Annotated in this window: 26 protein-coding genes; 21 read left to right on the forward strand and 5 right to left on the reverse strand. The window is 73.6% G+C overall.

Annotation, left to right across the window (positions count from 1 at the left end; translation table 11 throughout):
- Nucleotides 1–35 precede the first annotated feature (35 nt).
- Nucleotides 36–797 (forward strand): lysophospholipid acyltransferase family protein, encoded by a 762-nt coding sequence (locus tag J2X64_RS13330; protein ID WP_310155242.1) that lies wholly within the window; start codon nt 36–38, stop codon nt 795–797.
- Nucleotides 794–1,792, forward strand: a complete 999-nt coding sequence (locus J2X64_RS13335) for an NAD(P)H-dependent glycerol-3-phosphate dehydrogenase (RefSeq protein ID WP_310155244.1) — start codon at nt 794–796, stop codon at nt 1,790–1,792. The genes J2X64_RS13330 and J2X64_RS13335 overlap by 4 nt, the downstream gene beginning before the upstream one ends.
- A 16-nt stretch (nt 1,793–1,808) precedes the next feature.
- On the opposite strand, the gene J2X64_RS13340 is transcribed toward J2X64_RS13335, so the two are convergent.
- Nucleotides 1,809–2,933 carry a trans-sulfuration enzyme family protein gene (locus J2X64_RS13340; RefSeq protein ID WP_397444050.1) on the reverse strand — a complete coding sequence of 375 codons (1,125 nt, stop codon included), beginning with the start codon at nt 2,931–2,933 and terminating at the stop codon, nt 1,809–1,811.
- 69 nt (nt 2,934–3,002) lie between these two features.
- Here J2X64_RS13340 and J2X64_RS13345 point away from each other — a divergent pair, with 69 nt between their 5' ends.
- A complete protein-coding gene (locus J2X64_RS13345) occupies nt 3,003–4,136 on the forward strand; it encodes a D-alanine--D-alanine ligase family protein (protein ID WP_310155247.1) in 1,134 nt (377 codons plus the stop codon).
- A 3-nt stretch (nt 4,137–4,139) separates the two neighbouring features.
- Here the strand turns inward: J2X64_RS13345 and J2X64_RS13350 are convergent, their stop codons facing one another.
- Both J2X64_RS13350 and J2X64_RS13355 read right to left on the reverse strand, forming a co-directional pair.
- The gene (locus J2X64_RS13350) at nt 4,140–4,613 is read right to left on the reverse strand and encodes a DUF3515 family protein (protein ID WP_310155249.1); all 474 of its coding nucleotides are present in this window, start codon (nt 4,611–4,613) and stop codon (nt 4,140–4,142) included.
- A 1-nt stretch (nt 4,614) separates the two neighbouring features.
- Nucleotides 4,615–4,848, reverse strand: a complete 234-nt coding sequence (locus tag J2X64_RS13355; RefSeq protein ID WP_310155252.1) for an Lrp/AsnC ligand binding domain-containing protein — start codon at nt 4,846–4,848, stop codon at nt 4,615–4,617.
- A 141-nt stretch (nt 4,849–4,989) separates the two neighbouring features.
- On the opposite strand from J2X64_RS13355, the gene thiL reads away from it, so the two are divergent.
- Entirely contained in the window at nt 4,990–6,006 is a 1,017-nt protein-coding gene (gene thiL, locus J2X64_RS13360; RefSeq protein ID WP_310155255.1) for a thiamine-phosphate kinase, read from the forward strand.
- Between the two features lie 156 nt (nt 6,007–6,162).
- On the opposite strand, the gene rpmB is transcribed toward thiL, so the two are convergent.
- Nucleotides 6,163–6,357: a 50S ribosomal protein L28 gene (rpmB, locus tag J2X64_RS13365; protein ID WP_056922510.1), complete on the reverse strand. Its 195-nt coding sequence runs from the start codon at nt 6,355–6,357 to the stop codon at nt 6,163–6,165.
- Between the two features lie 175 nt (nt 6,358–6,532).
- Here rpmB and J2X64_RS13370 point away from each other — a divergent pair, with 175 nt between their 5' ends.
- The 4 genes from J2X64_RS13370 to rsmD all read left to right on the forward strand — a co-directional run bounded on the left by J2X64_RS13370 (nt 6,533) and on the right by rsmD (nt 11,932).
- Nucleotides 6,533–8,227 (forward strand): DAK2 domain-containing protein, encoded by a 1,695-nt coding sequence (locus J2X64_RS13370; RefSeq protein WP_310155271.1) that lies wholly within the window; start codon nt 6,533–6,535, stop codon nt 8,225–8,227.
- A 2-nt stretch (nt 8,228–8,229) separates the two neighbouring features.
- Nucleotides 8,230–10,404, forward strand: a complete 2,175-nt coding sequence (locus J2X64_RS13375; RefSeq protein WP_310155272.1) for an ATP-dependent DNA helicase RecG — start codon at nt 8,230–8,232, stop codon at nt 10,402–10,404.
- A 168-nt stretch (nt 10,405–10,572) separates the two neighbouring features.
- On the forward strand, nt 10,573–11,328 hold the full coding sequence (locus J2X64_RS13380) for an alpha/beta fold hydrolase (RefSeq protein ID WP_310155275.1): 756 nt from the start codon (nt 10,573–10,575) through the stop codon (nt 11,326–11,328).
- 28 nt (nt 11,329–11,356) lie between these two features.
- Nucleotides 11,357–11,932 carry a 16S rRNA (guanine(966)-N(2))-methyltransferase RsmD gene (gene rsmD, locus J2X64_RS13385; RefSeq protein WP_310155279.1) on the forward strand — a complete coding sequence of 192 codons (576 nt, stop codon included), beginning with the start codon at nt 11,357–11,359 and terminating at the stop codon, nt 11,930–11,932.
- Nucleotides 11,933–12,009: 77 nt separating this feature from the next.
- Here rsmD and J2X64_RS13390 read toward each other — a convergent pair whose 3' ends face one another.
- Nucleotides 12,010–12,315: a hypothetical protein gene (locus J2X64_RS13390; RefSeq protein WP_310155282.1), complete on the reverse strand. Its 306-nt coding sequence runs from the start codon at nt 12,313–12,315 to the stop codon at nt 12,010–12,012.
- 144 nt (nt 12,316–12,459) lie between these two features.
- Here J2X64_RS13390 and J2X64_RS13395 point away from each other — a divergent pair, with 144 nt between their 5' ends.
- The 13 genes from J2X64_RS13395 to J2X64_RS13455 all read left to right on the forward strand — a co-directional run bounded on the left by J2X64_RS13395 (nt 12,460) and on the right by J2X64_RS13455 (nt 26,574).
- Nucleotides 12,460–13,014, forward strand: a complete 555-nt coding sequence (locus J2X64_RS13395) for a hemerythrin domain-containing protein (protein WP_310155285.1) — start codon at nt 12,460–12,462, stop codon at nt 13,012–13,014.
- 22 nt (nt 13,015–13,036) lie between these two features.
- Nucleotides 13,037–13,534 (forward strand): pantetheine-phosphate adenylyltransferase, encoded by a 498-nt coding sequence (coaD, locus tag J2X64_RS13400; RefSeq protein WP_310155288.1) that lies wholly within the window; start codon nt 13,037–13,039, stop codon nt 13,532–13,534.
- The gene (locus J2X64_RS13405; protein WP_310155291.1) at nt 13,467–15,656 is read left to right on the forward strand and encodes an acyltransferase family protein; all 2,190 of its coding nucleotides are present in this window, start codon (nt 13,467–13,469) and stop codon (nt 15,654–15,656) included. The genes coaD and J2X64_RS13405 overlap by 68 nt, the downstream gene beginning before the upstream one ends.
- A gap of 64 nt (nt 15,657–15,720) precedes the next feature.
- Nucleotides 15,721–16,293, forward strand: coding sequence for a YceD family protein (locus J2X64_RS13410; RefSeq protein WP_310155294.1), 573 nt, complete (start codon nt 15,721–15,723; stop codon nt 16,291–16,293).
- 1 nt (nt 16,294) lies between these two features.
- Nucleotides 16,295–16,489, forward strand: coding sequence for a 50S ribosomal protein L32 (rpmF, locus tag J2X64_RS13415; protein ID WP_310155297.1), 195 nt, complete (start codon nt 16,295–16,297; stop codon nt 16,487–16,489).
- A 61-nt stretch (nt 16,490–16,550) separates the two neighbouring features.
- On the forward strand, nt 16,551–17,369 hold the full coding sequence (gene rnc / locus J2X64_RS13420; RefSeq protein ID WP_310155879.1) for a ribonuclease III: 819 nt from the start codon (nt 16,551–16,553) through the stop codon (nt 17,367–17,369).
- 24 nt (nt 17,370–17,393) lie between these two features.
- Nucleotides 17,394–18,353 carry a bifunctional DNA-formamidopyrimidine glycosylase/DNA-(apurinic or apyrimidinic site) lyase gene (gene mutM, locus J2X64_RS13425; RefSeq protein ID WP_310155299.1) on the forward strand — a complete coding sequence of 320 codons (960 nt, stop codon included), beginning with the start codon at nt 17,394–17,396 and terminating at the stop codon, nt 18,351–18,353.
- A 32-nt stretch (nt 18,354–18,385) separates the two neighbouring features.
- Nucleotides 18,386–18,682, forward strand: coding sequence for an acylphosphatase (locus J2X64_RS13430; protein WP_310155303.1), 297 nt, complete (start codon nt 18,386–18,388; stop codon nt 18,680–18,682).
- Between the two features lie 213 nt (nt 18,683–18,895).
- Complete coding sequence (locus tag J2X64_RS13435) at nt 18,896–19,105, forward strand: hypothetical protein (RefSeq protein WP_310155306.1); 210 nt, start codon at nt 18,896–18,898, stop codon at nt 19,103–19,105.
- Nucleotides 19,102–19,413: a chorismate mutase gene (locus tag J2X64_RS13440; RefSeq protein ID WP_310155309.1), complete on the forward strand. Its 312-nt coding sequence runs from the start codon at nt 19,102–19,104 to the stop codon at nt 19,411–19,413. The genes J2X64_RS13435 and J2X64_RS13440 overlap by 4 nt, the downstream gene beginning before the upstream one ends.
- Nucleotides 19,414–19,729: 316 nt before the next feature.
- Nucleotides 19,730–23,302 carry a chromosome segregation protein SMC gene (gene smc / locus J2X64_RS13445; protein WP_310155310.1) on the forward strand — a complete coding sequence of 1,191 codons (3,573 nt, stop codon included), beginning with the start codon at nt 19,730–19,732 and terminating at the stop codon, nt 23,300–23,302.
- Between the two features lie 68 nt (nt 23,303–23,370).
- Nucleotides 23,371–23,652, forward strand: a complete 282-nt coding sequence (locus tag J2X64_RS13450; RefSeq protein ID WP_310155312.1) for a hypothetical protein — start codon at nt 23,371–23,373, stop codon at nt 23,650–23,652.
- A 237-nt stretch (nt 23,653–23,889) separates the two neighbouring features.
- Nucleotides 23,890–26,574: a hypothetical protein gene (locus J2X64_RS13455; RefSeq protein WP_310155315.1), complete on the forward strand. Its 2,685-nt coding sequence runs from the start codon at nt 23,890–23,892 to the stop codon at nt 26,572–26,574.
- Nucleotides 26,575–26,639 lie beyond the last annotated feature (65 nt).

Consider the following 26,639-nt stretch of genomic DNA (forward strand, 5'->3'; position numbering starts at 1 on the left):
GCCCATGCACAACCCCCACCGGAGATGGAGAGCACGTGGCCCCCCGCAGCCGTGACCCGCTGCCGTTCGCCTACCGAGCCGTCGTCGCGATCCTGCGGCCGCTGCTCATGGTCCTGACCCGGCGCGACTGGCACGGTGCCGAGAACCTCCCGCGGGAGGGCGGCTTCGTCGCGACGCCGAACCACCTCTCCTACACCGACCCGCTGGTGTTCGCCCACTTCATGCTCGACAACGGGCGACCGGCGTTCTTCCTCGGCAAGGAGGGCGTGTTCCGGGTGCCCGTCGTGGGGGCGATCCTGCGTGCCGCGCAGCAGATCCCGGTCTACCGCAACACCGGCAAGGCGGCGGACGCGTTCCGCGCGGCCGTGGCGGCGGTGCAGGAGGGCAAGGCCGTGGGCGTGTACCCCGAGGGCACGCTGACCCGCGACCCCGACCTGTGGCCGATGGTCGGCAAGACCGGTGCCGCGCGCATCGCCCTGGCCACGCGCTGCCCGGTCATCCCGGTCGCCCAGTGGGGGCCGCAGGAGCTGCTCGCGCCCTACAGCAGGAAGCTGCGCCTCCTGCCCCGCAAGACGATGCACGTCACGGCCGGTCCGCCCGTCGACCTGTCCGACCTGTACGACCAGCCGGTGACCTCGACGCTGCTCCGGGAGGCGACCTCGCGGATCATGGCCGCACTCACCGTCCAGCTCGAGCAGATCCGCGGCGAGCAGGCGCCCACCGAGCGGTTCGACTCCCGCACCCACGGCCTCCCCGAGACCGGCAACTTCCGCCGTTCCCAGCGGGGTGGTCGGTGAGCACCGCAGCGGTTTTCGGCACGGGCAGCTGGGGGACCGCGTATGCCGCCGTGCTCGCCGACGGGGGAACCCCCGTCCGCATGTGGGGCCGCCGGCAGGAGGCCGTCGACCAGGTCAACGCCGGCTGCAACCGCGACTACCTCCCGGACCTCGCCCTCCCGCCCACGGTGACCGCCACCACCGACCCGGAGGAGGCCGTCAGCGGTGCCGACATCGTCGTGCTGGCCGTCCCCTCCCAGACGCTGCGGACCAACCTCGCGACCTGGGGGCACGTCCTCGGCGACGCCAAGGCGGTCGTGTCGCTGATGAAGGGCGTCGAGCTCGGCACCACGAAGCGGATGAGCGAGGTGATCCACGAGGCCGGTGGCGTCCCGCAGGACCGCATCGTCGTCGTGTCGGGGCCCAACCTCGCCCCCGAGATCGCCAAGAAGCAGCCGGCGGCCAGCGTCGTCGCGTGCGTCGACGAGTCGGTCGCGGACATGGTGGCTCGTGCCTCGAACCCGCCCTACTTCCGCCCGTACACGAACACCGACGTCGTCGGCACCGAGATCAGCGGCGCCGTCAAGAACGTCATCGCCCTCGCGGTCGGCATGGCCGAGGGGCTCGGCATGGGCGACAACTCCAAGGCGTCGATCATCACCCGCGGCCTGGCCGAGACGACCCGGCTGGGGCTCGCGCTCGGGGCGGACGTCATGACGTTCGCGGGCCTCGCGGGGGTGGGCGACCTCATCGCCACGTGCATGTCGCCGCTGTCGCGCAACCACACGTTCGGGGTCAACCTCGGCAAGGGCATGTCGGTCGCCGAGGTCGTCGCGGTCACCAGGCAGACGGCCGAGGGCGTGAAGTCCTGCGAGTCGATCCTGCAGCTCGCGCACGAGCACGACGTCCGGGTGCCGATCATCGAGCAGGTGGCGGCCGTCGTCCACGACGGGCGCTCGCCCAAGGACGTCGTCGGCGCGCTCATGCAGCGCGAGCTCAAGAACGAGACCGACTGACGGGTCGCCCGCCGGGTCAGGCGTGGCGCAGGGCCTGGTCGAGGTCGCGCCAGAGGTCGTCGACGTCCTCGATGCCGACCGACAGGCGCAGCAGGTTCTCGGGGGTGGTCTCGGGCTCCAGGACGTGCCGGCGACGGCGCTCGACCTGCGACTCGACGCCGCCGAGGCTGGTGGAGTGGCTCCACAGCCGGACGGCCGCCGCGACGCGCTCGGCGGCCTCGGGCCCGCCGACGACCTCGAGGGACACCATCGCCCCGAAGCCGGGGTAGCGGACGCGCTCCACGGACGGGTGGCCGTGGAGCCGCTCGGCCAGCGCCGCGGCATTCGTGGTGGCGCGCTCGAGCCGCACGTGGAGGGTGCGCAGCCCGCGCAGGGCCAACCAGGTCTCCATCGGGCCGGCGATGGCCCCGCCGAGCAGGCGGTGGTGCTCGAGCCGGTCGTGCAGCGCCCGGCCCGCCTCGGTGGCGGCGGTGACGGTGGCGCCGAGGATGAGGTCGCTGTGCCCGCTGAGGTACTTGGTCACCGAGTGCACGACGACGTCGACGCCGAACGACAGCGGCTGCTGGCCCAGGGGGCTGGCGAAGGTGTTGTCGCACACGGACAGGACGCCGCGCTCGCGGGCCGCCGCGGCGATGGCGGGCAGGTCGGCCACCTCCAGGAGCGGGTTGCTCGGCGACTCCAGCCAGACCAGGGCGGCGCCGTCGAGCGCCGCGACGACGGCGGCGGTGTCGGTGAGGTCGACCCAGCGCACCTCGTGGCTGCCGTCGCGCTCGGCGTCGAGCAGCGACGCGACGGTGCCGTTGTAGGCGGTCTTGGAGGCGACGACGGGGCTGCCGTGGGGCGCCAGGGACAGGGCGGCGCTCACGGCCGCCATGCCGGAGGCGAACACCAGCGCGTCGCCGCCCTCGAGGCTGCCCAGGGCCTCCTCGAACGCCGACCACGTCGGGTTGCCGCCCCGGGCGTACCCCTGCGGTCCGCCCGCCGCATACGTCGAGGACAGCTCCAGGGGAGGGCTGACGCCGGCGCCCGGGACGCGAGCCGGGCGCCCGAGCGCCACCACGCGCGAGGCGGGGGACAGGTCGTCGTGAGCGGCGTCGTGCGCCGCGGTCCCGGGCACGTCGGGCAGGTCGTGGGAGGTCACGCGGCCAGCGTAGGCGTGGGGCGCGGCGGGTGAGGGCGCGGGCCACCGGGCGGGATACGCTCGTCGGCGATGAGCACCGACCAGCCCACGCCCCGCAAGCCGCGCGTCGCCATCGTCTTCGGCGGCCGCTCCTCGGAGCACGCGGTCTCGTGCGCGACGGCCGCGGGCGTCATGCGCGCGATCGACCGCGACACCTACGACGTCATCCCGATCGGGATCTCCCGCGAGGGCCACTGGGTGCTCTCAGACGGCGACCCCTCGCGGCTCGAGCTCACCGCCACGGCCACCCCCGAGGTGGCCGCGGACAGCGGCGCCGGCGTCGTCGTGCCGCTGGCCACGACCAACCGCACGCTGACGACGTTCGAGGCGCAGGAGATCCCGCGCGACCTCGGTGAGGTCGACGTGGTCTTCCCGTTGCTGCACGGGCCGTTCGGTGAGGACGGCACGATCCAGGGCATGCTCGAGATGGCCGACATCCGCTACGTCGGGTCGGGCGTCCTCGCCTCCGCCGCAGGCATGGACAAGCACTACATGAAGGTGCTCTTCGCGGGGGCCGGGCTCCCGGTCGGTCCGTATGTCGTGGTCACCGACGTGCAGTGGCGCCGCGACAAGGCGGCGGCCATGGAGGCCGTCGCGGCGCTGAAGTACCCCGTCTTCGTGAAGCCGGCGCGGGCCGGGTCCAGCATGGGCATCTCCAAGGTGTCCGACCCGGAGGCGCTCGAGGGCGCCATCGAGATCGCCCGCCAGCACGACCGCAAGGTCGTCGTCGAGCAGGGGATCGTCGGCCGCGAGATCGAGTGTGCGGTGCTCCAGGGGCGGGGCACCGACGGCCCGCGGGTGTCGCACGTCGGCGAGATCGAGGTGACCGTCGAGGGCGGGCACGAGTTCTACGACTTCGAGGCGAAGTACCTCGACGAGGGGGCGGTGCTGTCGTGCCCGGCGGACGTCCCCGACACCGTGTCCAAGGAGGTGCAGCGGCTCGCGGCCGCCGCGTTCGAGGCGCTCGGGTGCGAGGGGCTGGCGCGGGTCGACTGCTTCTACACCGACGCCGGTGACGTCGTCATCAACGAGATCAACACGATGCCCGGCTTCACGCCGCACTCGATGTACCCGCAGATGTGGGAGGCGACCGGCCTGTCCTACCGCGACCTGATCGACGAGCTGATCCAGCTCGCGCTCGAGCGCCCCGTCGGCCTGCGGTAGCCCTCAGGAGCAGTGGCGGCCGTTCTGGGGGAGGGCCTTCGCGGCCGGGCCGAACGCGGGCAGGAGGAGCGGCTCGGGGGCGTACGCCTTGGGGACGAGGACCTCGATCGCGGGGTCGGTGCCGAACGTCGTGAACCGGGCGCCGTCGGACAGCTGCTCGACCACCCAGCCGACGCCGTCGACGTCGAGGCACTCGTCGGTCGTCGGGCCGAGCGCAGGCAGGCCGCACCGCGCGACGACGGCGGGGTCGCCCCAGGCGCGGGTGCGGGCGGACGCCGGCGAGGTGTCGACGCCGTCCCGGCCGGCGACGCGCTGCGGCCACGCCCGGGACGCCGCGTCGCAGCCGGTGCCGGCGTAGTCCGGCACGGCGACGTCGACGCCGCGTGGCCACACGGCATACACGACAGCGCCGGCCGTCCCGAGGATCAGGAGGCCGGCGGCTGCCAGGAGCGCGCGCCGACGCGCGGCGCGGCGCACGTCAGACGTGGACGACGGTGCAGGTCAGCGTGCGGGTGATGCCTGCGACGTCCTGGATCTTGGCGATGACGAGCTTGCCCAGCTCGTCGACGGTGTTGGCCTCGACGCGGGCGATCACGTCGTAGGGACCGGTGACGTCCTCGGCCAGGACCACCCCGGCGATGCCTGCGATGGCCTCGGCCACTGTCGCCGCCTTGCCGACCTCGGTCTGGATCAGGATGTAGGCCTGGACCACCACGTGACACCTCTGCTTCCTGGTTGGCCGGGACGAGCGTCCCGAGAGAACCTGCCGCGGCGGGGCGCCACGGTGACCCAGACGCTACCGTGCCCGTGTCCCACCCGTCTCCCCAGGACCCCGTCACAAGGAGGTCACGCCGTGCCCGACCAGGCGCGCACGCTCGCGCAGGTGTCCGAGGGCGCCCTGCTGGCCGAGATCTTCCCGTTCTTCTCCGGCGGGCCGGGTATGCCGGTGGGCCCGGGGGACGACGCGGCGGTCCTGGCCACGGGCAGCCGCACGGTCGCGACGACCGACACGATGGTGCGGGGGCGCGACTGGGTGGACGAGTGGAGCAGCGGGGCCGACGTCGCCGCCAAGGCGCTGACGCAGAACCTCGCCGACGTCGCCGCGATGGGCGGCCGGCCGACAGCGGTGCTCGTCGCGCTCATGGCGGACCCGGCCGTGTCGGTGGACTGGGTGCTCGACTTCGCCCGGGAGCTGGGGGCGCGGGCTGCGGAGGCGGGTGTCGCCGTGGCCGGCGGGGACCTGTCGTCCGCGCCGCCAGGGGTCCTCGCGGTGGCGGTGACCGCCCTGGGGGAGCTCCCCGGTGCCGCCGTCCTGCGCTCGGGCGCCCGGCCGGGCGACGTGGTCGCCGTCTGCGGCACGCTGGGGCGCTCGGCGGCCGGCCTGGAGCTGCTCCGCTCGGGAGCGGGAGCGGGTGTGGGCGTGGGTGTGGGTGTGGGCGTCGGTGTGGGTACGAGTGCCGGTGCGGACGGCTCGGGGGGTGCCGTCGCCGCCGAGTGCATCGCGCACCACCTGCGGCCCACGACGCCCCTGGCGGCCGGACCGCAGGCCGCGGCGAGCGGTGCGACGGCCATGCTCGACGTGTCCGACGGGCTGCTGCGCGACGGCTCCCGGCTGGCGGCGGCCAGCGGGGTGCGGGTGGCGCTCGACTCGGAGCTGCTGGCCCCCGACGTGGACGTGCTGCGTCAGGTCGTCGGCGACGGGGCGCTGGAGTGCGTGCTCGCCGGCGGGGAGGAGCACAGCCTGCTCGCGACGTTCGGCGGGCAGCTGCCGGCCGGGTGGCGGGCGCTCGGCCGGGTCGAGGTGGGTGAGGGCGTCACCCTCGACGGCGAGCCGCAGCAGCCCCGCGGGTGGGACCACTTCGCCGGCTGAGCGCCTCGCCCGGCGCGGTGATGTCCGCGGTCGGGGGCGCAGGAGTGACCCCTGCGTCACTGCCTCACCGCCGAAGCTGCAGCAGCCCCCGGGAACGACCGAAGCCGACCTCCCCGAGGGGAGATCGGCTTCGAGTACGTGTGCCGGGAGGCTGGGTCAGCGCTTGACCTTGCCGGCCTTCAGGCACGAGGTGCAGACATTGAGACGCTTCGGGGTCACGCCCGCGTCGCCCACCAGAGCCTTCACGCGCTGGATGTTGGGGTTCCAACGACGCTTGGTGCGGCGGTGCGAGTGCGAGATGTTGTGACCGAAGCCCGGTCCCTTGCCGCAGACGTCGCAGTTGGCAGCCACGGGTGTTCTCCTGGTTCGATGCGTACAAACTCGGGGCGCCCGTGATCCACCGCGGGCAGGAGCCAGCGACGGAGAGGTTCACGGGAACCGGTCAAGCGTAGCCGAGGGGTGGCGCATCGACCAAAACGGCGCCGATGGCCGCCTCGGCGACGGCCCCTGACGTTAGCCTGCCACCGTGCTCGATGCCCTCACCGCCGCCGACGCCCGGCGGTGGGCTGTGCTCACGCGGGCCGCCTTCGCCGCCCGCCGTGCCGAGATCGACGCCCTCAACGTCTTCCCGGTCCCCGACGGCGACACGGGCACCAACCTCTACCTCACCCTCGACGCGGCGCTCGACGCAGTCCGCACCGAGCACGAGCGGGACGGCATCCTCGGCGAGGCCTCGCTCGAGCAGGAGTGCGGCGACCTCGCCCACGCCATGCTGCTCACTGCGCGTGGCAACTCCGGCGTCATCCTCAGCCAGCTCGTGCGCGGGTTCGCCGAGGCGATCGCCGAGCGCGGGGTCGAGACGGCCGACGCGTCCGTCATGGCCGACGGGCTCGCCCGTGCCAGCGACCGGGCTCGCGCCAGCGTCATGCATCCCGCCGAGGGGACGATCCTGACCGTGGCCCACGCGGCGGCCGCGGCCGGCGCGGAGCCGGTGGCCGAGGGCCTCGCTGCGGTCGCCGAGGCCGCCCTGGACGCTGCCACCGTCGCCCTCCGCAGGACGACCGAGCAGCTCCCGGCCCTCGCGCGTGCGGGGGTCGTGGACGCCGGTGCCGCGGGGTACGTGCTCATGCTCGAGGCCCTCGCCCGCGTCGTGCACCAGGACGCCACCCAGGTCGGCGAGCGGGTCGAGCCCTTCACCGAGGACCAGACCCTGCGCCGCCGGGAGGACTGGACCCGCAGCCACGGCGGGGCCGTCGAGCCGGTGGGCTCCCACGGCGGCTCGTCCACCGGTGACGGCGACCTCGTCGAGGGCGGCCCGGCATACGAGGTGATGTTCCTGCTGCGCGACAGCGACGAGGAGCGCGCGGACACCCTGCGCACCACGCTCGACGCGCTCGGCGACTCGCTGCTCGTCGTCGGCGGGCCCGAGCTGTGGAACGTCCACGTCCACGTCGACGACGTCGGGGCGGCGCTCGAGGCGGGGCTCGACGCCGGGCGGCCGTTCCGGGTGCGGGTCACGCACTTCGCGGACCAGGCGGCCCGGCGGGAGCGCCATGCCACCGGTGTCGCCGTCGTCGCGTGCGCGGCGGGCCCGGGGCTCGCGACGGTGTTCGAGGCGGCCGGTGCCGTGGTCGTCCCCAGCGGCCCGGGCCGGCGCGCCTCGGCCGGCCAGCTGCTCGATGCGGTCCGCGCCACCGGCGCACCCTCGGTGCTGCTGCTGCCCAACGACCGCGACACCGAGATGGCGGCGCACGCGGCCGCGCGGGCAGCCGAGGCCGACGAGGTGGAGGTCCACGTCGTCCGCTCGCGCACGGCGGTGCAGGGGCTGGCCGCGATGGCGGTGTGGGAGGCCTCGGCCAGCGCCGCCCGCAACGCCTCGGAGATGGGCCACGCGGCCGCGGCGACCCGGCACGGTGCCGTCGCCGTCGCCAGCAAGGAGGCGCTCACCAGTGCCGGCCCGTGCGCGCCCGGTGACGTCCTCGGGGCGGTGGCGGGCGACGTCGTCGTCGTGGGCGACGACCTCGAGACGGTGGGGGTCGAGGTGCTGACGCGGCTGCTGTCCAGCGGTGGCGAGATCGTCACGGTGGTGACGGGGGAGGGCGCCCCCGAGGGGCTGGGCGAGGCCGTGGGACACCGGGTCCGGCAGGCGCAGCGCGACCTCGAGGTCCAGGTCATCGACGGCGGACAGCCCCACTACCCGCTGCTGCTGGGAGTCGAGTAGGCGTGGTCGACGAGAGCACGAACCTGCGCTCGGTCGTGTCGAGCGCGGCGCCCAAGCTGGCCGCCGGCCGGGACCTGCACACCGTGGGCGACCTGCTGCGGTTCTGGCCGCGGCGCTACACCAGCTTCGACGCCGACCTGACGAGCCTGCACGAGGGCGAGTACGTCGTCGTGGTGGCCGACGTCCGCGACGCCGTCACGCGCCCGATGCGCAACAGGCGGGGCCGCATCCTCACCGCCACGATCACCGACGGCACCAACGACATGGAGGTGACCTTCTTCAAGCCGTACGGGCACGAGGGCCGCCTCGTCCCGGGCGCGCGCGCCATCTTCGCGGGCAAGGTGGGCCGCTACGGCCGGACGTGGCAGCTGACCCACCCCGACTACCAGATCCTGCCGCCCGACTCCGACGGCCTCGACGCACGCAGACGGCTGCTGCCGATCTACCTGCAGGTGCCGAAGGTCCAGAACTGGACCGTCATCGACAGCCTCAACCTCGTCTTCGACCAGCTCGACTCGGTCGTCGACGTCGTCCCGCCCGACCTCGCCGCCGCGCGCGGGCTGCCGTCGCGGCTGGAGGCGCTGCGCGGCATCCACCAGCCCAGCGGGTGGCCGGAGGTCGAGCGGGCGCGCAAGCGGCTGAGGTACGAGGAGGCCCTGGTCCTGCAGACCGTGCTCGCCCAGCGGCGGCACCGGCAGTCACAGGAGAAGACCCTCGCTCGCCGACCGCGCGAGGGCGGCCTGCTGGCGGCCTTCGACGCGCGACTGCCGTTCGAGCTCACCGCCGGGCAGCGCGAGGTGGGGGAGGTGCTCGCCGAGGAGATGGCGCGCGACACCCCGATGCACCGGCTGCTCCAGGGCGAGGTCGGCTCGGGCAAGACGGTCATCGCGCTGCGGGCCATGCTCGCCGCCGTCGACGCCGGCGGGCAGGCCGCGCTGCTCGCGCCCACCGAGGTCCTCGCGGCCCAGCACCACCGGTCGATCACGGCGATGCTCGGGGACCTCGCCGAGGGCGGGATGCTGGGCGGCAGCGACATCGGCACCCGCGTCACGCTGCTGACCGGCTCCCAGTCGACCGCTGCGCGCAAGCAGGCGCTGCTCGACGCAGCCTCCGGCGACGCGGGCATCGTCGTCGGGACGCACGCGCTGATCCAGCAGAACGTGTCCTTCTTCGACCTCGCCCTCGTCGTCGTCGACGAGCAGCACCGGTTCGGTGTCGAGCAGCGGGATGCTCTGCGGGAGAAGGGAAACCAGCCTCCACACGTCCTCGTGATGACGGCGACACCCATCCCGCGCACCGTCGCCATGACGGTGTTCGGCGACCTCGAGACGTCCACCCTGAGCGAGCTGCCGCGCGGCCGTTCGCCGATCGCGACGCACGTCGTGCCCGGCGACAACGCCCGCTGGGTCGAGCGCACCTGGGAGCGCATCGCGGAGGAGGTGCGGGCCGGCCGCCAGGCGTACGTCGTCTGCCCGCGGATCGGCGGCGACGACAAGGGCGTCGAGGACGAGCCGTTCCTGCCGCCCGAGGTGGACGAGGAGGGCAACCCCGTCGAGGCGCCGCGCGAGCTCGCGAGCGTGTATGCCGTGGAGGCCACCCTGCGCGAGACGCCGGCGCTCGCAGGGCTCACCATCGAGGTCCTGCACGGGCGGATGCCGCCCGAGGTCAAGGACGCCGTGATGGCGCGGTTCAACCGCGGCGAGGTGGACCTGCTCGTATCCACCACGGTGATCGAGGTCGGCGTCGACGTCCCCAACGCCACCGTCATGGTGGTCATGGACGCCGACCGCTTCGGGGTCTCCCAGCTGCACCAGCTGCGCGGGCGCGTCGGCCGTGGGCAGCACGCCGGCCTCTGCCTGCTGTTCACGGGCACCGACGCCGAGTCGGCCCTGACCCGCCTGCAGGCGGTGGCCGGGACGACCGACGGGTTCGAGCTCGCCCGGCTCGACCTCGAGCAGCGGCGCGAGGGCGACGTGCTCGGCGCGCGGCAGTCCGGCGGCCGCAACTCGCTGGAGTGGCTCTCGATCCTGCGTGACGAGGCGCTCGTCGACCAGGCCCGCGAGGACGCCACGGCGCTCGTCGCGGCCGACCCCGAGCTCGCGAGTCACCCTGATCTGGCGGCCGCCGTCGCCGAGCAGGTGGACGAGCAGCAGGCCGCCTTCCTCGAGCGCGGCTGACCCGACCGGGCCGGCGCCCCTCACACGCTCGTCTGCGCACAGACCTCCGTCCCACTGCGCACGGATCCGTTCCCTGCCCACTGACACGCGCGTCTGTGCACAGACCGGCGTCGGGGCGGGCGGAAATCGGTTCGTGGGCGGGGCAGCCGCGGGCCTAGGCTCCCCGCCGTGATCCTCGCCCACGACATCGACGGTGACGGCCCGGCCGTCCTCCTGCTGCACTCCGGCGTCTGCGACCGCCGGATGTGGGAGCCCCAGGTCCCCGCGCTCGCCCGGACCCACCGGGTCGTGCGCCCCGACCTGCGCGGCTTCGGCGACAGCCCGATGCCGGCTGAGGCGTATGCCGACGCCGACGACCTCGTCGCACTGCTCGACTCGCTCGGCGTCGCCGAGGCGGCGGTCGTGGGCTCGTCCTACGGCGGTCGCGTCGCGATGGAGCTCGCCACGAAGCACCCCGGCCGCGTGTCCTCCTTCGTCCTGCTCTGCCCCGCCCACCGGGGAGTCGACCCGGACGAGGAGCTGCAGGCGTTCGGTGCCGAGGAGGACCGCCTCCTCGAGGCCGGCGACGTCGAGGGGGCGGTGCAGCTCAACGTCCGCACGTTCCTCGGCCCGGACGGCGACGAGGCGACCGCCGAACGCATCGCGCAGATGCAGCGCCGGGCGTTCGAGGTCCAGCTCGCCGCCGACGCGCTCGCCCCCGGCCCGCAGCCGGAGCGGGTCGAGGTCGACCCGTCGCGCCTGGCCGTGCCGACCCTCGTGGTCTCCGGCGCGCTCGACCTGGCCCACTTCCGCGAGGTGGCGGCCGTGCTGGCCACGCAGGTGCCCGGCGCGGAGCACGTCGAGCTGCCCTGGGCCGGTCACATGCCCTCGCTCGAGCGCCCGGACGCCGTCGCCGACCTGCTCCTCGAGGCGCTGCGCCGGTAGCAGTCACGCGGCGCGCTACGGTGCCGCCGTGACGCGCATCATCAGCGGCCGGGCCGGCGGCCAGCGGATCGCCACCCCGCCGGGTCAGGGCACCCGACCCACGAGCGACCGGGTGCGCGAGGCGCTGTTCTCCCGCCTCGAGCACCTCGACGTCCTGCGCGGCGCGCACGTGCTCGACCTGTATGCCGGGTCCGGTGCCCTCGGCCTCGAGGCAGCCAGCCGCGGGGCGGCCTCGGTGCTGCTCGTCGAGTCCGACCGCGCGGCGGCGGCGGTCGCGCGGCGCAACGTGGCGGCACTCGGCATACCCGGCACGTCGGTGCGCCACGCCACGGTCGCCCGCACGCTGGCCGCGCCACCCACCACGCCCTGCACCCTGGTCTTCAGCGACCCGCCGTACGACCTGTCCGAGGAGGCGCTGGCCGGGGACCTCGCCCTCCTCGCCGAGCACGGGTGGCTCGCGCCCGACGCGCTCGTCGTCGTCGAGCGCTCGTCCCGCTCGCCCGAGCCGCGCTGGCCGGCGGACTGGGAGCCCGAGGGGGAGCGGCGCTACGGCGAGACCAAGGTCTGGTTCGCCGGTCCACGGCACCCCGAGGGCGTGGCCTGACCACGTCCTGACGCCGGCATGACGAAGGGGTCCGACCGCAGCAGCGGTCGGACCCCTTCGTCGCGCGGGGTGGCGGCTCAGGCCGTCGGTGCGCCCGCCCCGTCCGCGGGGGCGATGCTGAACTGCACGCTCCCGGCCTCGTCGACGGTGGCGTCGAGCACCTGGTCCCCGAGGGCGACCGCGGCGGTCTCGTCGAGGAAGACCTTGGCGCCGTCGCGCTCCACGACGGCGTCACCGGGCTCTGCGGCCTCGGCGGTGGTCACGGTCAGCGCGCCGGAGTTGGCACCCTCGTGGCTGAAGCGCAGGCCGGCGTCGTCGGTGGGGAGGTTCTGCTCGACGAGGGTCTTGACGATCGTGCTGGCGTTCTCGGTCAGGGTGAGCATGAGCTCTCCTTGCGATGGAGGTCAGGACCTCTCCACCGTGTCGCAGCCCGGCCGACGGGACAAACCGGGCGTCCGATGGGTGGGACGGGCGCGGGCGCTCCTCCCCGGCGGGCGGCGAACCGGCAGGTGGGAGAGGCTGGGCCCATGACGCGATATGAGATCCCGCGCCCGATCGAGGGTGACGTGGTGGAGCTGATCCTCGACGACCACCGGCTGTTCGAGAGCCTGCTGCGCGACCTGCGCGACGCCACCGCCGACCGCGAGGCCGCCCGCGCCGCCCTGTCCGCCGTGCTCATCGCCCACGGGGAAGCCGAGGAGGAGAAGGTCTACACGACCCTGCGCCGCAAGGACGCGATCGACGACCACGAGGCCGAGCACGGCGAGGAGGAGCACGCCGAGGGCAACGAGGCGCTGCTCGCGCTGCTGGAGTGCAAGGGCACGGACACGCAGAAGTTCGACGACGCGGTCGAGGACCTCGCGACCGCCCTCAACCACCACATCGGCGAGGAGGAGCAGACGATCCTCAACCCTGCCCGCACCGACGTGTCGGAGAAGGTGCGCCGGGACCTCGGCGTCGCGTGGGCGCAGCGCCGCAACGAGCTGCTCGACGAGGACTGCGGCAGCGAGGCCAACGTCCGCCGCATCGTCGAACGCGCCCACGAGGAGGGGCTGCTGCCCGCCGACGACGAGGACGACTGACTGCCGCTGCTAGCGTTCCGGTGTGACCAGCCCCAGCCCGCGCCGGTGCGTCTGCCCCGGCTCGTACGACCCCGTCACCGCCGGCCACCTCGACGTCATACGTCGCGCCGCCGCGCTGTGGGACGAGGTCGTCGTCGCCGTGCTGCACAACCCTGCCAAGCAGGGCGTCTTCAGCCCGGACGAGCGGCGTGAGCTGCTCGCGGACGCGTGCGCGGACCTGCCCGGTGTGCGCGTCGAGGTGTTCGCCGACCGGCTGCTGGTCGACGTGTGCCGCGACGTGGACGCCGCCACCATCGTCAAGGGGCTGCGCGGCGACACGGACTTCGCCTACGAGCTCCCGATGGCGCTGATGAACAAGCACCTCACCGGGGTCGAGACGGTGTTCCTGCCCGGCGACCCCGCGTTCGGCCACGTCTCGAGCTCGCTGGTCAAGGAGGTCGTCCGCTACGGCGGTGACGTCACCGGGCTCGTGCCCGACCGCGTCCGCGACGCCCTCGTCGACCGCCTGCGGAGGCAGTGACCTGAGCGCGAGACGGGCGCAGGGCTTTCGGCCCGACATCGAGGGGCTGCGGGCCGTTGCCGTCCTGCTCGTCCTCGCCTACCACGCGGGCCTCCCGGTCCCGAACGGCTTCCTCGGCGTGGACGTCTTCTTCGTCATCTCCGGCTTCCTGATCACCGGGATCCTGGTGCGCGAGCTCGGCTCGACCGGGACCATCTCGTGGCCCCGCTTCGTCGGCCGTCGCATCCGCCGCCTGCTGCCCGCCGCGGTCCTCGTGCTCGTCGTCACCGCCGTGGTGGCCTACCTGGTCGTCCCCGGGCTCCGGCGTCGTGACATCGGCACCGACGTCGCCGGCGCCGCCCTGTACGTCGTCAACTGGGTCCTGGCGCACCGGGCCGTGGACTACCTCGCCGCCGACAGCACGCCCTCGCCGGTGCAGCACTTCTGGTCGCTGGCGGTCGAGGAGCAGTTCTACGTCGTCTGGCCGCTCGCGCTCATCGCCCTCGCGTGGGTGGTGCGCCGACTGCGGCGCACGCCGCGAGTGCCGTCGCCGGTGGCCGTGGGTGGCCTGCTGGCCCTGATCGCGGTGCCGTCGTTCGCGTATGCCGTGTGGCTGGGCGCGGTGGACCCTGCGCGGGCCTACTTCGTGACCACCACCCGTGCCTGGGAGCTCGGGGTCGGCGCCGCCCTCGCCGTCTGGGTGCACGCGCGCGCCGACCGGGCCCCGGACCCCGCGGCGGACCCTGCCCCGGGCGCCGGCGCTCCCACTGGTCCGCTCGCGACGGCCGCCCTGGGCTGGGTGGGGCTCGTCGCCGTCCTGGGCAGCGCGTTCTGGCTCCCACCGCACGCGGTCACCCCGGGCCCGTGGACGCTGGTGCCGACGCTGGGCGCCGCCGCGGTCCTGTATGCCGGGTGGGCCGGTGCGCACGCCGGGCCGGTCCGCGTCCTCGGCGTCGCGCCGATGGTCTGGGTGGGCGGCCTGTCGTACTCGATCTACCTGTGGCACTGGCCCGTCGTGGTCCTCGCGGACTGGGCGGCCGACGGGCTCGACCCGTGGGTGCGCGTCGCCGTCGTGGCGGCCTCGCTCCTGCCGGCGTGGGCGGGCCACCGCTTCCTCGAGGCGCCGGTCCACCACAGCCGGGTGCTGGCCACCCGCACGCGCCCGGTCCTGGCCCTGGGCCTGGCGCTCTCGCTGGCCGGGGCGCTGGCGGCCGTGCCCCTCCTGCGGGTGCAGTCGCCGTTCCGGACCGCCCCGGTGGCCGGTCCCGCACCGGCACCCGACGCGCTCGGTGCGGCGACCCTCGGCCCCGAGCCGACCAGCGACCCGAGCCGGTTCGCCGTCGACGACTGGGAGTGGCTGACCCCCGACCCGCAGCTGGCGGGCAGGGACCGCCCGGCGGCCGACGTCGACCACTGCCAGGTCGACCGGTTGGCCCGCGAGCCCGTCCGGTGCGACTTCGGCGACCCGACGGGCAGCCGCACGGTCGCCCTCGTCGGGGACTCCAAGGCGATGCAGTGGCTGCCGGCGGTGGAGGCGCTCGCCTCGCGCCACGGCTGGCACGTCGTGACGTACGGCAAGTCCTCGTGCGCGTTCGCCCGCGGGCACGCCCAGCAGGCGGGGGAGCCGTACGAGCAGTGCGACGCCTGGAACGCCCGGGTCATGCAGCGGCTGCGGGCCGACCCGCCAGACCTGCTGCTCACCTCGAGCTACGCCACGACGGCCTGGGACGGGCAGCACCCGAGCCGCGACGCGCTCGTCGACGGGCTCGCCGCCCGGTGGTCCGAGGTGCGCGGCCTCGGCGTCCCGCTGGCCGTCCTCGGGGACAGCCCGCTGTCCCCGGACGACCTCGACGTCTGCACCGCCCGCCACCCGCACCGGCTGAGCCTCTGCTCGTTCGACCGGGCGCCGGCGGTCGAGGGCAGCGGGCTGCCCGTCCAGCGCGCGGCAGCGGCGGCGGCAGGGGTCGAGCTGGTGGACCTCACGGACTGGATCTGCCCGGGGCAGCGCTGTCCTGTGGCCATCGGCCACGTGACGATCCACCGGGCGGGGGACCACCTCACGGCGACCTACGTGCGCACGCTGGCGGGCGTGCTCGGCCGCGCGCTCGAGGCGCATTTGGGCGAGCAGGCCGGGCTCCGGTAACCTCGTGCGTCGGTCTGCGTCTCGTCCGGAGCGTGAGCCGAGCCCCTCGACGTCTGCTGGAGCCATGAACCACCTCGACCCGCGCAAGCCCTTGGTCTTCGACACCAAGAGCCTGGGTCGGCGACCCGGTTCGATGGAGCTCGTCCAGCGTACGGCCGAGGCACCTGCCGACCTCGGCACGGACGTCATCGGGGTGCCCCAGGGCGACCCGGTCGAGCTGGACCTGCGGCTCGAGTCCGTCGTGGAGGGTGTGCTGGTCACCGGCTCGGCGACCGCCACCGCGACCGGCGCCTGCGTGCGGTGCCTGGACCCCGTCGCCGTCCCGGTGGACGTGCGGTTCCAGGAGCTGTTCGCCTACGCCGACCGTGCGGCCCACCACCGTGAGGTGGGGGCCGGCGACGACGAGACCGAGGAGTACACGCTCGAGGGAGACCTGTTCGACCTCGAGCCGGTGCTCCGGGACGCAGTGGTGCCCTCGCTGCCGTTCCAGCCGGTGTGCCGGGAGGACTGTCCGGGTCTGTGCTCCGAGTGCGGAGCACGCCTGGCGGACGACCCGGACCACCACCACGAAGTGATCGACCCGAGGTGGTCCGCGCTCCAGGCGCTGTCCGCCGACACCGAAGAGAAGAGGAACTGACGTGGCTGTCCCGAAGCGGAAGATGTCGCGCTCCAACACCCGTTCGCGTCGTGCGAACTGGAAGGCGACGGCGACCACGCTCACCACGTGCCCCCAGTGCAAGTCGCCGGCCCAGCCGCACCAGGCGTGCCCGTCCTGCGGCTACTACAAGGGTCGTCACTACACGACTGCCGAGCGCACCGAGCACCAGGGCTGAGCGTCCTGTCGCACGCGTGAGCTCCACCAGGTCCGCGGCCGGACGGTCCGCGGACGACGCGATGCAGCGGCCCGTCGACGACTTCGCCACCCACCTCGCCGAGGTGTGTGGCGGTCCCGTCGACGAGTCGCTGCTTCTGCGTGCCCTCACCCACCGCTCGTACGCGTACGAGAACGGCGGCCTGCCCAACAACGAGCGCCTCGAGTTCCTCGGTGACTCGGTGCTGGGCCTCGTCGTCACGGACACGCTCTACGCCACGCACCCCGACCTGCCGGAGGGGCAGCTGGCCAAGCTGCGCGCGGCTGTCGTGAACATGCGGGCGCTCGCCGACGTCGCGCGCACGCTCGGCCTCGGCGACCACGTCCTGCTGGGCCGTGGCGAGGAGGCGACCGGTGGTCGCGACAAGGCCTCGATCCTCGCCGACACGATGGAGGCCGTCATCGGCACCGTCTACCTGTCGTCGGGGATGGACGCCGCGGCCACTCTCGTGCACCACCTGCTCGACCCGCTCATGGCGCAGTCCGCCACGCTCGGTGCCGGCCTGGACTGGAAGACCTCGCTGCAGGAGCTTGCGGCCGCCTCGACGCTCGGGGTCCCCGAGTACCGCGTCGAGGAGGAGGGCCCGGACCACGAGAAGACCTTCCACGCCCGCGCCGTCGTCGGTGACGAGGTGCTGGGCGAGGGCACCGGCCGGTCCAAGAAGGAGGCCGAGCAGAAGGCTGCCGAGCTGGCCTGGCGCGCGCTGTCCGCCCGGGCCGGCCACCTGGCCACGGGCGACGCCGGCGACACCGGCGACACCGGTGGAGCCACCCACGGGCGCGACACCGGCGGGGGCGACACCACGACCGACGACGACGCCGCGGTGGGCTCGCCCACGTAGGCGAGCACCCGGCATACTCCCGCCGTGCCCGAGCTGCCCGAGGTCGAGGTGGTCCGTCGTGGCCTGGCCGACCACGTCGCCGGGCGCACGATCGGGACCGCCGCGTTCCACGGCACCCGCGTCGCACGCCGGCACCTCGCCGGCCCGGTCGACCTCGGGGAGCGGATCGCGGGCAACACCGTGGAGTCCGCACGCCGCCGCGGCAAGTACCTCTGGCTCGTCCTGCGGACGCCGGAGGGGGAGCGGCAGGCGCTGCTGGCCCACCTCGGGATGAGCGGTCAGCTGCTCGTCGAGGACGAGGGCGCCCCCGACGAGAAGCACCTGCACGCGCGGTTCCGGTTCACCGACGGCGGTCCCGAGCTGCGGTTCGTCGACCAGCGGACCTTCGGCGGCATGGCGCTGGCCGAGCTGACCGACGACCTGGTCCCCGAGACGATCGCGCACATCGCCCCGGACCCGTTCGAGCCCGCCTACGACCAGGCAGCCGTCGTGCGCCGGATGAAGGCCAAGGACGTCGCGGTCAAGCGCGCCCTGCTCGACCAGACGCTCGTCGCAGGCATCGGCAACATCTACGCCGACGAGGCACTGTGGCGCGCCAAGGTGCACGGCGAGCGGCTCTGCTCCGCGCTCAGCAAGCCGGTCCTGTCGGGCATCCTCGACCACGCCCGCGAGGTGATGGCGGCGGCGCTGGTGCAGGGCGGCACGAGCTTCGACGCGCTCTACGTCAACGTCAACGGCGCCTCCGGCTACTTCGACCGGTCGCTGCACGCGTACGGCCAGGAGGGGCGTCCGTGCGACCGCTGCGGCACCCCGATCCGGCGCGAGGCCTTCATGAACCGGTCCTCCTTCTCCTGCCCGCGCTGCCAGCCCCGACCGCGCGGGACCGCCGCCGCGAGGTCGGGTCGAGGCGCTCCCACCACGGCCACGCGGACCGCGCGGGGGGCTTCGGCGACCCCGGGCCGGGGCCGCGGCGCTTCCACCTGACAGCCGGTTCCGGCGGAGGTACAACTGGAGGCATGGACGACAACGAGCCGGCGCGGGCGGTCATCTGGGTGCACGGGCGGGTCCAGGGCGTCGGCTTCCGGTGGTGGACCCGGGCCCGTGCCCTCGAGCTGGGACTCGCGGGGCACGCCCGCAACGCGGGCGACGGACGGGTGGAGATCGTCGCGCAGGGCCCTCCGGCCAAGATCCGCGAGCTGGTGACCCTGCTGGAGGAGAAGCCCTCGCAGGCGCTGCGGCCCGGCGACGTCCACACCTGCGTGTGCACCTGGGGTGCCGCGCGCGACGGCATCGAGGGCTTCGTCGAGAAGTGAAGCCGGGAAGTGACGCCGTGGGGAAGTGACCCCCGCGAACCCGCGCGTGGTGGAGGAGTGACGCACGGGCAAAAAGGGCACACCGGGCGCCATTGACCCGCACCGGCCCCGCCTGCCACCCTGAGAGATGGCCCCGGTCGCCCCGTCGGGGTGGGCCGGCCGGGCCGGGCCGCAGCTCGCGAACCCCCGCCGCCTGCGGAGAAGGAGTCGACCATGGCCAAGGCCCTCGTGGGCTACCGCGTGGCAAACGAGCCACGGCTGGTGCTCGAGACCATCGAGCTGCGTCGCAGGGTCCGCGACCTCGAGCACCTCGTCGAGGCGTTGCAGCGCGACAACGACCGCCTGCGCGAGAACGACCGGGTCCGCGAGGACGTGAGACAGCCGGACGTCGTGGGCGCGGCCGTGCCTACGATTGCCGGGTGACCTCACCCGTCCCGACCGTCCCGGAGACACCTGCGGAGCTGGCGCGGCTGCGCGCCAGCATCGACAACATCGACGCGGCCCTCGTGCACCTGCTCGCCGAGCGCTTCAAGTGCACCCAGCAGGTGGGTGAGTACAAGGCGCGCACCGGTATGCCGCCCGCCGACCCCTCGCGCGAGGAGCGCCAGATCGCGCGGCTGCGCGCCCTTGCCGACGAGGCCGGGCTCGACCCGACCTTCGCCGAGAAGTTCCTCAACTTCGTCATCGCCGAGGTCATCCACCACCACGAGGCCATCGCCGCCTCCGACTGACCCAGCCCCCAGCCGGTGCCGAAGTCTGGGACCTCGGGCGTTCCCAGGCTCTGGAGACCCGAGGTCTGGGACTTCGGGCGTTCCCAGGCTCTGGAGACCCGAAGTCTGGGACTTCGGGTGTTCGCCGGGTCTGGAGGCCCGAGGTCTGGGACCTCGGTCTGAGTCCTGCATCGACAAGGCGTCACTTGCGTCACAGCAGGCACAGGCAACGCAGGGCGGCGGAAGGTCCACGGTGCCCGCCGCGCCCGCGGGTAGGGTGGCCCCCGATCCGACCCCGTCCGACCACCCGCAGCCTCACCCGGGAGCCACGCCGCTCGTGTACGTCAAGAGCCTCACCCTCAAGGGCTTCAAGTCCTTCGCCTCGGCGACCTCGATGCGGCTCGAGCCGGGCATCACCTGCATCGTCGGCCCGAACGGCTCCGGCAAATCCAACGTCGTGGACGCCCTCGCCTGGGTGATGGGGGAGCAGGGTGCCAAGAGCCTGCGCGGTGGCAAGATGGAGGACGTCATCTTCGCCGGGACCGCCGGCCGCGCGCCGCTCGGCCGCGCCGAGGTGGCCCTGACCATCGACAACACCGACGGCGCGCTGCCGATCGACTACACCGAGGTCACCATCAGCCGGACGATGTTCCGCAACGGTGGCTCGGAGTACGCCATCAACGGCACGTCCTGCCGGCTGCTCGACGTCCAGGAGCTGCTGTCCGACAGCGGCATCGGCCGCGAGATGCACGTCATCGTCGGCCAGGGCCAGCTCGACACCGTCCTGCGCGCGACGCCCGAGGAGCGGCGCGGCTTCATCGAGGAGGCCGCCGGGGTCCTCAAGCACCGCAAGCGCAAGGAGAAGGCGCTGCGCAAGCTCGAGGCGATGGAGGCGAACCTCACCCGCGTCAGCGACCTCACCGGTGAGATCCGCCGCCAGCTCGGGCCGCTGGGCCGCCAGGCCGAGGCCGCCCGCCGGGCCGCGGTCATCCAGGCCGACGCCCGCGACGCCCGCCTGCGGCTGCTCGCCGACGACCTCGTCCAGCTGACCTCGACGCTCGAGCAGGAGGTCGCCGACGAGACGGCGCTCATCGCCAGGCGCACCGAGGTCGAGGAGGGGCTGGCCGAGCAGCGCAGCCGCCTCGCCACCCTCGAGCAGCAGGCCGCCGACGCCGCCCCCGAGCTGTCCCGCGCGCAGGAGCGCTGGTTCGCCCTGCAGCAGCTGCGCGACAAGCTCACCTCGACCGAGTCCCTCGCCGCCGAGCGCGTCCGCCTGCTCAGCCAGGACACCGCCGACGAGCAGACGACCGGCCGCGACCCCGAGGAGCTGCGCGCCCAGGCAGCCGAGGCCCGGCGCCAGGAGGAGTCGCTGCTCGCCGAGGTCCGCGAGGCCAAGGAGGCACTCCAGGCCGCCGTCGCCGCCCGCGAGGAGCTCGAGCGCGCGTATGCCGCGGAGCAGCAGCGCCTGCAGCGCCTCGCCCGGGCGGCCGCGGACCGCCGCGAGGGGCTGGCCAAGCTCGCCGGCCAGGTCGGCGCGCGCAAGAGCCGCATCGAGGCGGGGGAAGCCGAGATCGGCCGGCTCCGTGGCGTCGTCGAGCAGTCGCAGGAGCGCGCCCGGGCCGCCGAGAAGGAGTTCTCCACCCTCGAGGCCTCGATCGCCGTCGAGGAGGAGGGCGAGGAGGGCCTGGACTCCACGTACGAGACCGCCGCGGCGGCCCTCGAGCAGGTCGAGGCCGAGGTCGAGCGGCTGCGCGAGGCGGAGCGCACCGCGGAGCGCGACCGCACGACCGCCAGTGCGCGGCTCGAGGCCCTCGAGCTCAGCCTCTCCCGCAAGGACGGCGCGGCCACGCTGCTCGCCGCCGCCGACTCCCGGCACGGCATCGTCGGCTCCGTCGCGTCACTGCTGCAGGTGCGCGGTGGGCACGAGGCCGCCGTCGCCGCGGCACTCGGCTGGGCCGGCGACGCGCTCGCCGTCGAGTCGGTCGACAACGCCGCCGCCGCGCTGCAGACCCTGCGGCAGGACGACGCCGGACGCGCGGCGTTCCTCGTCGGGCAGACCGCCGCCGCCTCCGACCCGTCGGGCTGGCCCGCCCTCGAGGACGGCGCCGTGTGGGCCCGCGAGGTCGTCGACGCCCCCGCCACCGTGCGTCCCGCGGTCGAGCAGCTGCTCGACCGGGTCGCCCTGGTGGCCGACGCCACCCAGGCGACCGCCCTCGTCTCCCGCGGCCAGGGCGTCACCGCCGTCACGGCCGAGGGTGACGTCTTCGCGCCCGGCTTCGTCCGCGGCGGTTCCTCGAGCGCCCCGAGCCTGATCGAGATCCAGTCGGCCGTCGACGAGACCCGGGACCGCGTGGCTGAGGCGACGCGTCGCGGCGAGCAGGCGCGGTTCGCGCTCACCGCCGCGCAGGAGCGCCACCGCGCCGCGACCGAGGAGGTCGAGACCGCGCTGGAGGCACTGCACGAGTCCGACGCCAAGATGGCCGCGGTCGCCGAGCGGCTCGGCCACCTTGGCGCGACCGTCCGTTCCGCCCGCGCCGAGTCCGAGCGCACCGAACGCGCCATCGCCGACGTGGAGGCGACCCTCGAGGCCGACCGCGCCGAGCTCGCCGCCCTCACCGAGCGCCTCGAGGAGGCCGGCGCCGAGCCCACCGAGGCGGACGACCCGAGCACCGACGAGCGCGACCGCCTCGAGCTCGAGGCGAGCCGCGCGCGCACCGGCGAGACCGAGCTGCGACTGACGCTGCGCACCAAGGAGGAGCGGGCCCGCGCCCTCAAGGGCCGCGCCGACTCCCTCGAGGGCGCTGCCCGCAACGAGCTCGCCGCCCGCCAGCGGCTGGCGGCCCGCCAGGAGCGGCGCAAGCGCGAGGCAACGGTGGCCGAGGCGGTCCGGGGTGGCGCGGCATACGCCGTCACCCTCGTGACGACGGCCCTGGAGACCGCGGCCGAGCGGCGGACCCGCGCCGAGCAGGAGCGCACCGAGCGCGACGCGACGCTCACCGAGGTGCGGCGCGCCGTCGCCGCGCTGCAGGACGATCTGCGCGACCTCACCGACACCGTCCACCGCGACGAGGTGGCCCGCACCCAGCAGCGGCTGCGGATCGAGGCCATGCAAGCCAAGGCCGTCGAGGAGCTCGGGATCGACCCCGAGGTGCTCATGGAGGACTTCGGCCCGCACCAGATGGTGCCGCACGTGCCCGGGCCGGACGACGACCCCGACGACCTGCCGGAGCCCGCGCCCTTCGTGCGGGACGTGCAGGAGAAGCGGCTGCGCAAGGCGGAGCGCGCGCTGAACGCCCTCGGGCGGGTCAACCCGCTGGCGCTGGAGGAGTTCGCGGCGCTGGAGGAGCGGCACAAGTTCCTCACCGAGCAGCTCGAGGACCTCAAGAAGTCCAAGCGGGACCTGCTCGACATCGTCCGCGAGGTCGACGAGCGGGTGGAGCGCGTCTTCACCGAGGCGTTCCACGACACCGCCGCCCAGTTCGAGCAGGTGTTCGGGCGGCTCTTCCCCGGCGGCGAGGGCCGGCTCACGCTGACCGACCCGTCCAACATGCTCACGACCGGCATCGAGGTCGAGGCACGGCCGCCGGGCAAGAAGATCAAGCGGCTGTCGCTGCTCTCCGGTGGCGAGCGCTCGCTCGTCGCGGTGGCCCTGCTCGTCTCGATCTTCAAGGCCCGGCCCAGCCCCTTCTACATCATGGACGAGGTCGAGGCCGCGCTCGACGACGCCAATCTCGGCCGGCTCATCACCCTGTTCGAGGAGCTGCGCGACTCCAGCCAGCTCATCGTCATCACCCACCAGAAGCGCACCATGGAGGTCGCCGACGCGCTCTACGGCGTGTCGATGCGTGGGGACGGCGTGACCACCGTGGTGTCGCAGCGCATCCGGGACGTGGCTGCCCAGAGCGCCTGACGGGACGCGCCACGCCGTCCGGGACGGGTTGATTTGAGGTATGCCGTGCGGAGGGGCAGTCTTGAGGCATGGTCGCCCTCATCATCGGCATGCTCGTCTGCGTCGCGCTCGCGGTTGCCGTGGTTGCCGTGGTGGCCATCCCGGCGCGGCGCGAGGGCCGCGACCTGCTCACGCCTCAGGGTGAGGAGCTGATCTCGGCGGCCAAGGACAAGGCCCGCGAGAAGACCGAGAGCGCCCTGGAGAAGACCGGCGACGCGCTCAGCACGGCCAAGGACAAGGTCACCGACTCGGTCGGGTCGATCGGCAGCGGCAGCACGCCCGAGGACACCGGACGCCACCGCGCCGGCTGACGCCCCGTCCCGGCCCGTGACGCCGGGCCCCCGGCCCGAGTGGCCGGATGGTGCCGCATGACGCGTCCCGCGCGCAGCCGGTGGCACCCAACTGCCACCCATCTGGACAAACGCCGCTGGTGAGGGGGCGAACTCGTCCAGGACCCATGACATTTGTCATGGGCCGTTCGGTTGATGAGCCCTGATGCTTGGGCAGGCCCGAACCGGGGCCACCCATCACCACCCGGAGGAGTTTGGATGACGTCTCTGTCACCCCGAACGCGCAGGGTCCTCGCCGCAGCGGCAGCCGCCGCCGTCGTCGCAGCCGGAACCGCCGGCTACGCCGGCCGACACGAGCTCAACGAGGCCTGGCTGAAGTACCAGTGGCGCGACCGCCACTACAACGGCGCCGTCATGGAGAAGGCGCTCATGATCGCCGGGGGCAACCCCGCCGAGGCGCAGAACGAGTCCAAGGAGGCCGTGACCATCGAGGAGCAGTTCGCCCAGGCGCGGACCGCTCCGGGCATCGTCGCCCCCGGGGCCTACGGCAACGCCTTCGCGCAGCTGTCGTCGATGCCCCGCACCAGCGGCACCTGGCACGAGGTCACCAAGGTCCCGTACAACGAGGACGACACGCGGTACCGCGACTGGTACTCCAACTCCTCCGGTGGCGCCGGCTACGGCGCGGGTCGCATCACCGGCCTGGCCGCCGACTCGGCCAACCACGTGTATGCCGCCGGTGCGGACGGCGGCGTGTGGCGCTCGAGCCAGGGTGGCGGCAAGTGGACGCCGATCGCGGACTCGCTGCCCTCGCTGAGCGGTGGCGACCTGCAGCTCTCCGGCAGCGACGGCGCCCTGTGGTTCGCCACGGGCGAGGCGAACACCGGCGGCACGTCCTACGTCGGCTCCGGGGTCTACCGCCTGGCCAACCCGGCGACCGGCACCTTCAGCCCGTCCGACCGGGTGGGCGGCAAGGAGCTCGAGTCCACGACGATCGGGCGCGTGCGCTGGGGCGGCTCGACCGTCTTCGCCGCGACCAACCGCGGCATCTGGTACCACGCGGCGGGCACGCCCTCCGGTGACTGGAGCTTCGGCTTCGCCCCCAACATGTCGTACATGCCGCAGATCACCGACGACGCGGGCAAGGTCCTCGTGCCGGCCGGCTCCAACTGGTCGGACAACACCTCGTCCGGCGCGACCAACGCGGCGTACAAGAACATCGTCAACGACATCGCGGTGGACCCGAAGAACCCCAAGCACGTGATCGCGGCCATCGGCTGGCGCTCGGGTGACACCTACAACGGGTTCTACGAGACCAACGACTTCACCCAGGGCCCGTCGAGCTGGCACAAGCTCTCGGTGACCCTCGGTGGCATCACGAACACCAGCGACGTGGGCTACACGACGTTCGCCTTCAGCAAGACCGGCGACCGCCTCTACGCGATGGTGCAGCAGCCGAGCAAGATCAACAGCTCGTCCTCGCTCGCCGGCATCTACGTCTCCAAGACCGGCTCGCCGAGCGGCCCGTGGAACCAGATCGCCAACGAGCAGCAGCTGCACAACAGCGGCTCGGCGCTGGACCGCAAGGGCTACGGCGTCGGCGTGCAGGCCTGGTACAACCAGTTCCTCCAGGTCGACCCGGCGAACGCCGACCACGTCTGGGCCGGGCTCGAGGAGGTCTTCGAGACCAAGGACGCCGGATCGCACTGGAACGCGGTGTCCCCGTACTGGAACTTCTACTTCCCGTGCTGGAGCATCGACCCGAGCCAGAACACCTGCCCGCTGGCCGGCCACTCCGACCAGCACTCCGTGGCGGTGGGCACTGCCGGTGGCACGCCGGTCGTGTTCTTCGGCAACGACGGTGGCATCTACCGCCGGCCGGTGAACGGCAAGGTCAACGCCAACGGCAACGCGACCGACCTGGTCTCGATGTCGGCCGACGGCACGCTGGGCTCCCTGCAGTACTACTCCTCGTCCGTGGGCAAGGACCCGTCGGGCACGGGCATGGTCGTCTCCGGCGGCCTGCAGGACAACGGCGTCTCCAACCTGCGCAAGGTGGCCCCCGACGGCACCAACGGCGACACGGAGATGGGCTCCAACTTCGGTGGTGACGGTGGCGACGGTGCAGCCGACCCGCGCAACGGCTGCAACCAGCTGCAGGAGTACGTCTACCTCTCGGTCTACGTGACCAACAACTGCGCGCAGAACCCGGGTGCCACGAGCACCGCCACGGCGACGTCGTGGTCGCTCGACCCGGGCGACCCGAACCCGCGCTTCATCGCGCCGATGAGCCTGGACGGGGCCAACCCGGACAACGCCATCTTCGGCGGCGAGTACGTCTGGACGGCCTCGAACGTGTGGAAGGCCCGTGACTCCAGCGTCATGAAGAAGCAGTTCGACCTCGGTGCGGGCCACTCGGCCACGGCGGTCGCCATGGTCAACGGCGCGGCATACGTCTCCTGGTGCGGCCCGTGCAACAACGCCGGGTTCACCCGGGGCATCGCCACCAACGCCGGGGGCACGTGGCACCAGCTGACGCTGGACTCCTCGTTCCCGAACCGGTTCGTCCAGGGCCTGGCCGTCGACCCGGCCAACGGCAACCACGCGTATGCCGCGATCAACGGCTTCTCGCGCCGGTTCACCGAGGGCCCGGGCGCCGGTGTCGGCCACGTCTACGAGACGACCGATGGCGGCCAGCACTGGACCGACATCAGCGGCAACCTGCCCGACGTGCCGGCCAGCTCGGTCAAGCGGCTGTCCAACGGCGGGCTGGTGCTCGGCACCGACCTGACGACGTTCTACCGGGCTCCCGGTGCGACGTCGTGGCAGGTGCTCGGCAGCGGGCTGCCCACCACCGTGGTCATGGACCTCGAGGTGGCTCCCGACGGCGACCTGTACGCCGCCACCCACGGCCGGGGCATGTGGAGCATCCCGCTCCCGTGAGCAGTCCCGACCAGCACTGACCGCACCGCCCCCGGCCGCAGCAGCGACCGGGGGCGGTGCGCGTG

The sequence above is a fragment of the Phycicoccus sp. 3266 genome (genome assembly GCF_031456495.1).
Classification (GTDB): Bacteria; Actinomycetota; Actinomycetes; order Actinomycetales; family Dermatophilaceae; genus Pedococcus.

Excerpts from the sequence above, each read along its gene's own strand:
- J2X64_RS13430 (WP_310155303.1), top strand. The coding sequence starts at position 18,386 with ATGGACGACAACGAGCCGGCGCGGGCGGTCATCTGGGTGCACGGGCGG.
- rnc (WP_310155879.1), top strand. The coding sequence starts at position 16,551 with ATGCAGCGGCCCGTCGACGACTTCGCCACCCACCTCGCCGAGGTGTGT.
- J2X64_RS13455 (WP_310155315.1), top strand. The coding sequence starts at position 23,890 with ATGACGTCTCTGTCACCCCGAACGCGCAGGGTCCTCGCCGCAGCGGCA.
- J2X64_RS13450 (WP_310155312.1), top strand. The coding sequence starts at position 23,371 with ATGGTCGCCCTCATCATCGGCATGCTCGTCTGCGTCGCGCTCGCGGTT.
- J2X64_RS13390 (WP_310155282.1), bottom strand. The coding sequence starts at position 12,315 with ATGCTCACCCTGACCGAGAACGCCAGCACGATCGTCAAGACCCTCGTC.
- J2X64_RS13395 (WP_310155285.1), top strand. The coding sequence starts at position 12,460 with ATGACGCGATATGAGATCCCGCGCCCGATCGAGGGTGACGTGGTGGAG.
- J2X64_RS13345 (WP_310155247.1), top strand. The coding sequence starts at position 3,003 with ATGAGCACCGACCAGCCCACGCCCCGCAAGCCGCGCGTCGCCATCGTC.
- J2X64_RS13410 (WP_310155294.1), top strand. The coding sequence starts at position 15,721 with ATGAACCACCTCGACCCGCGCAAGCCCTTGGTCTTCGACACCAAGAGC.
- J2X64_RS13435 (WP_310155306.1), top strand. The coding sequence starts at position 18,896 with ATGGCCAAGGCCCTCGTGGGCTACCGCGTGGCAAACGAGCCACGGCTG.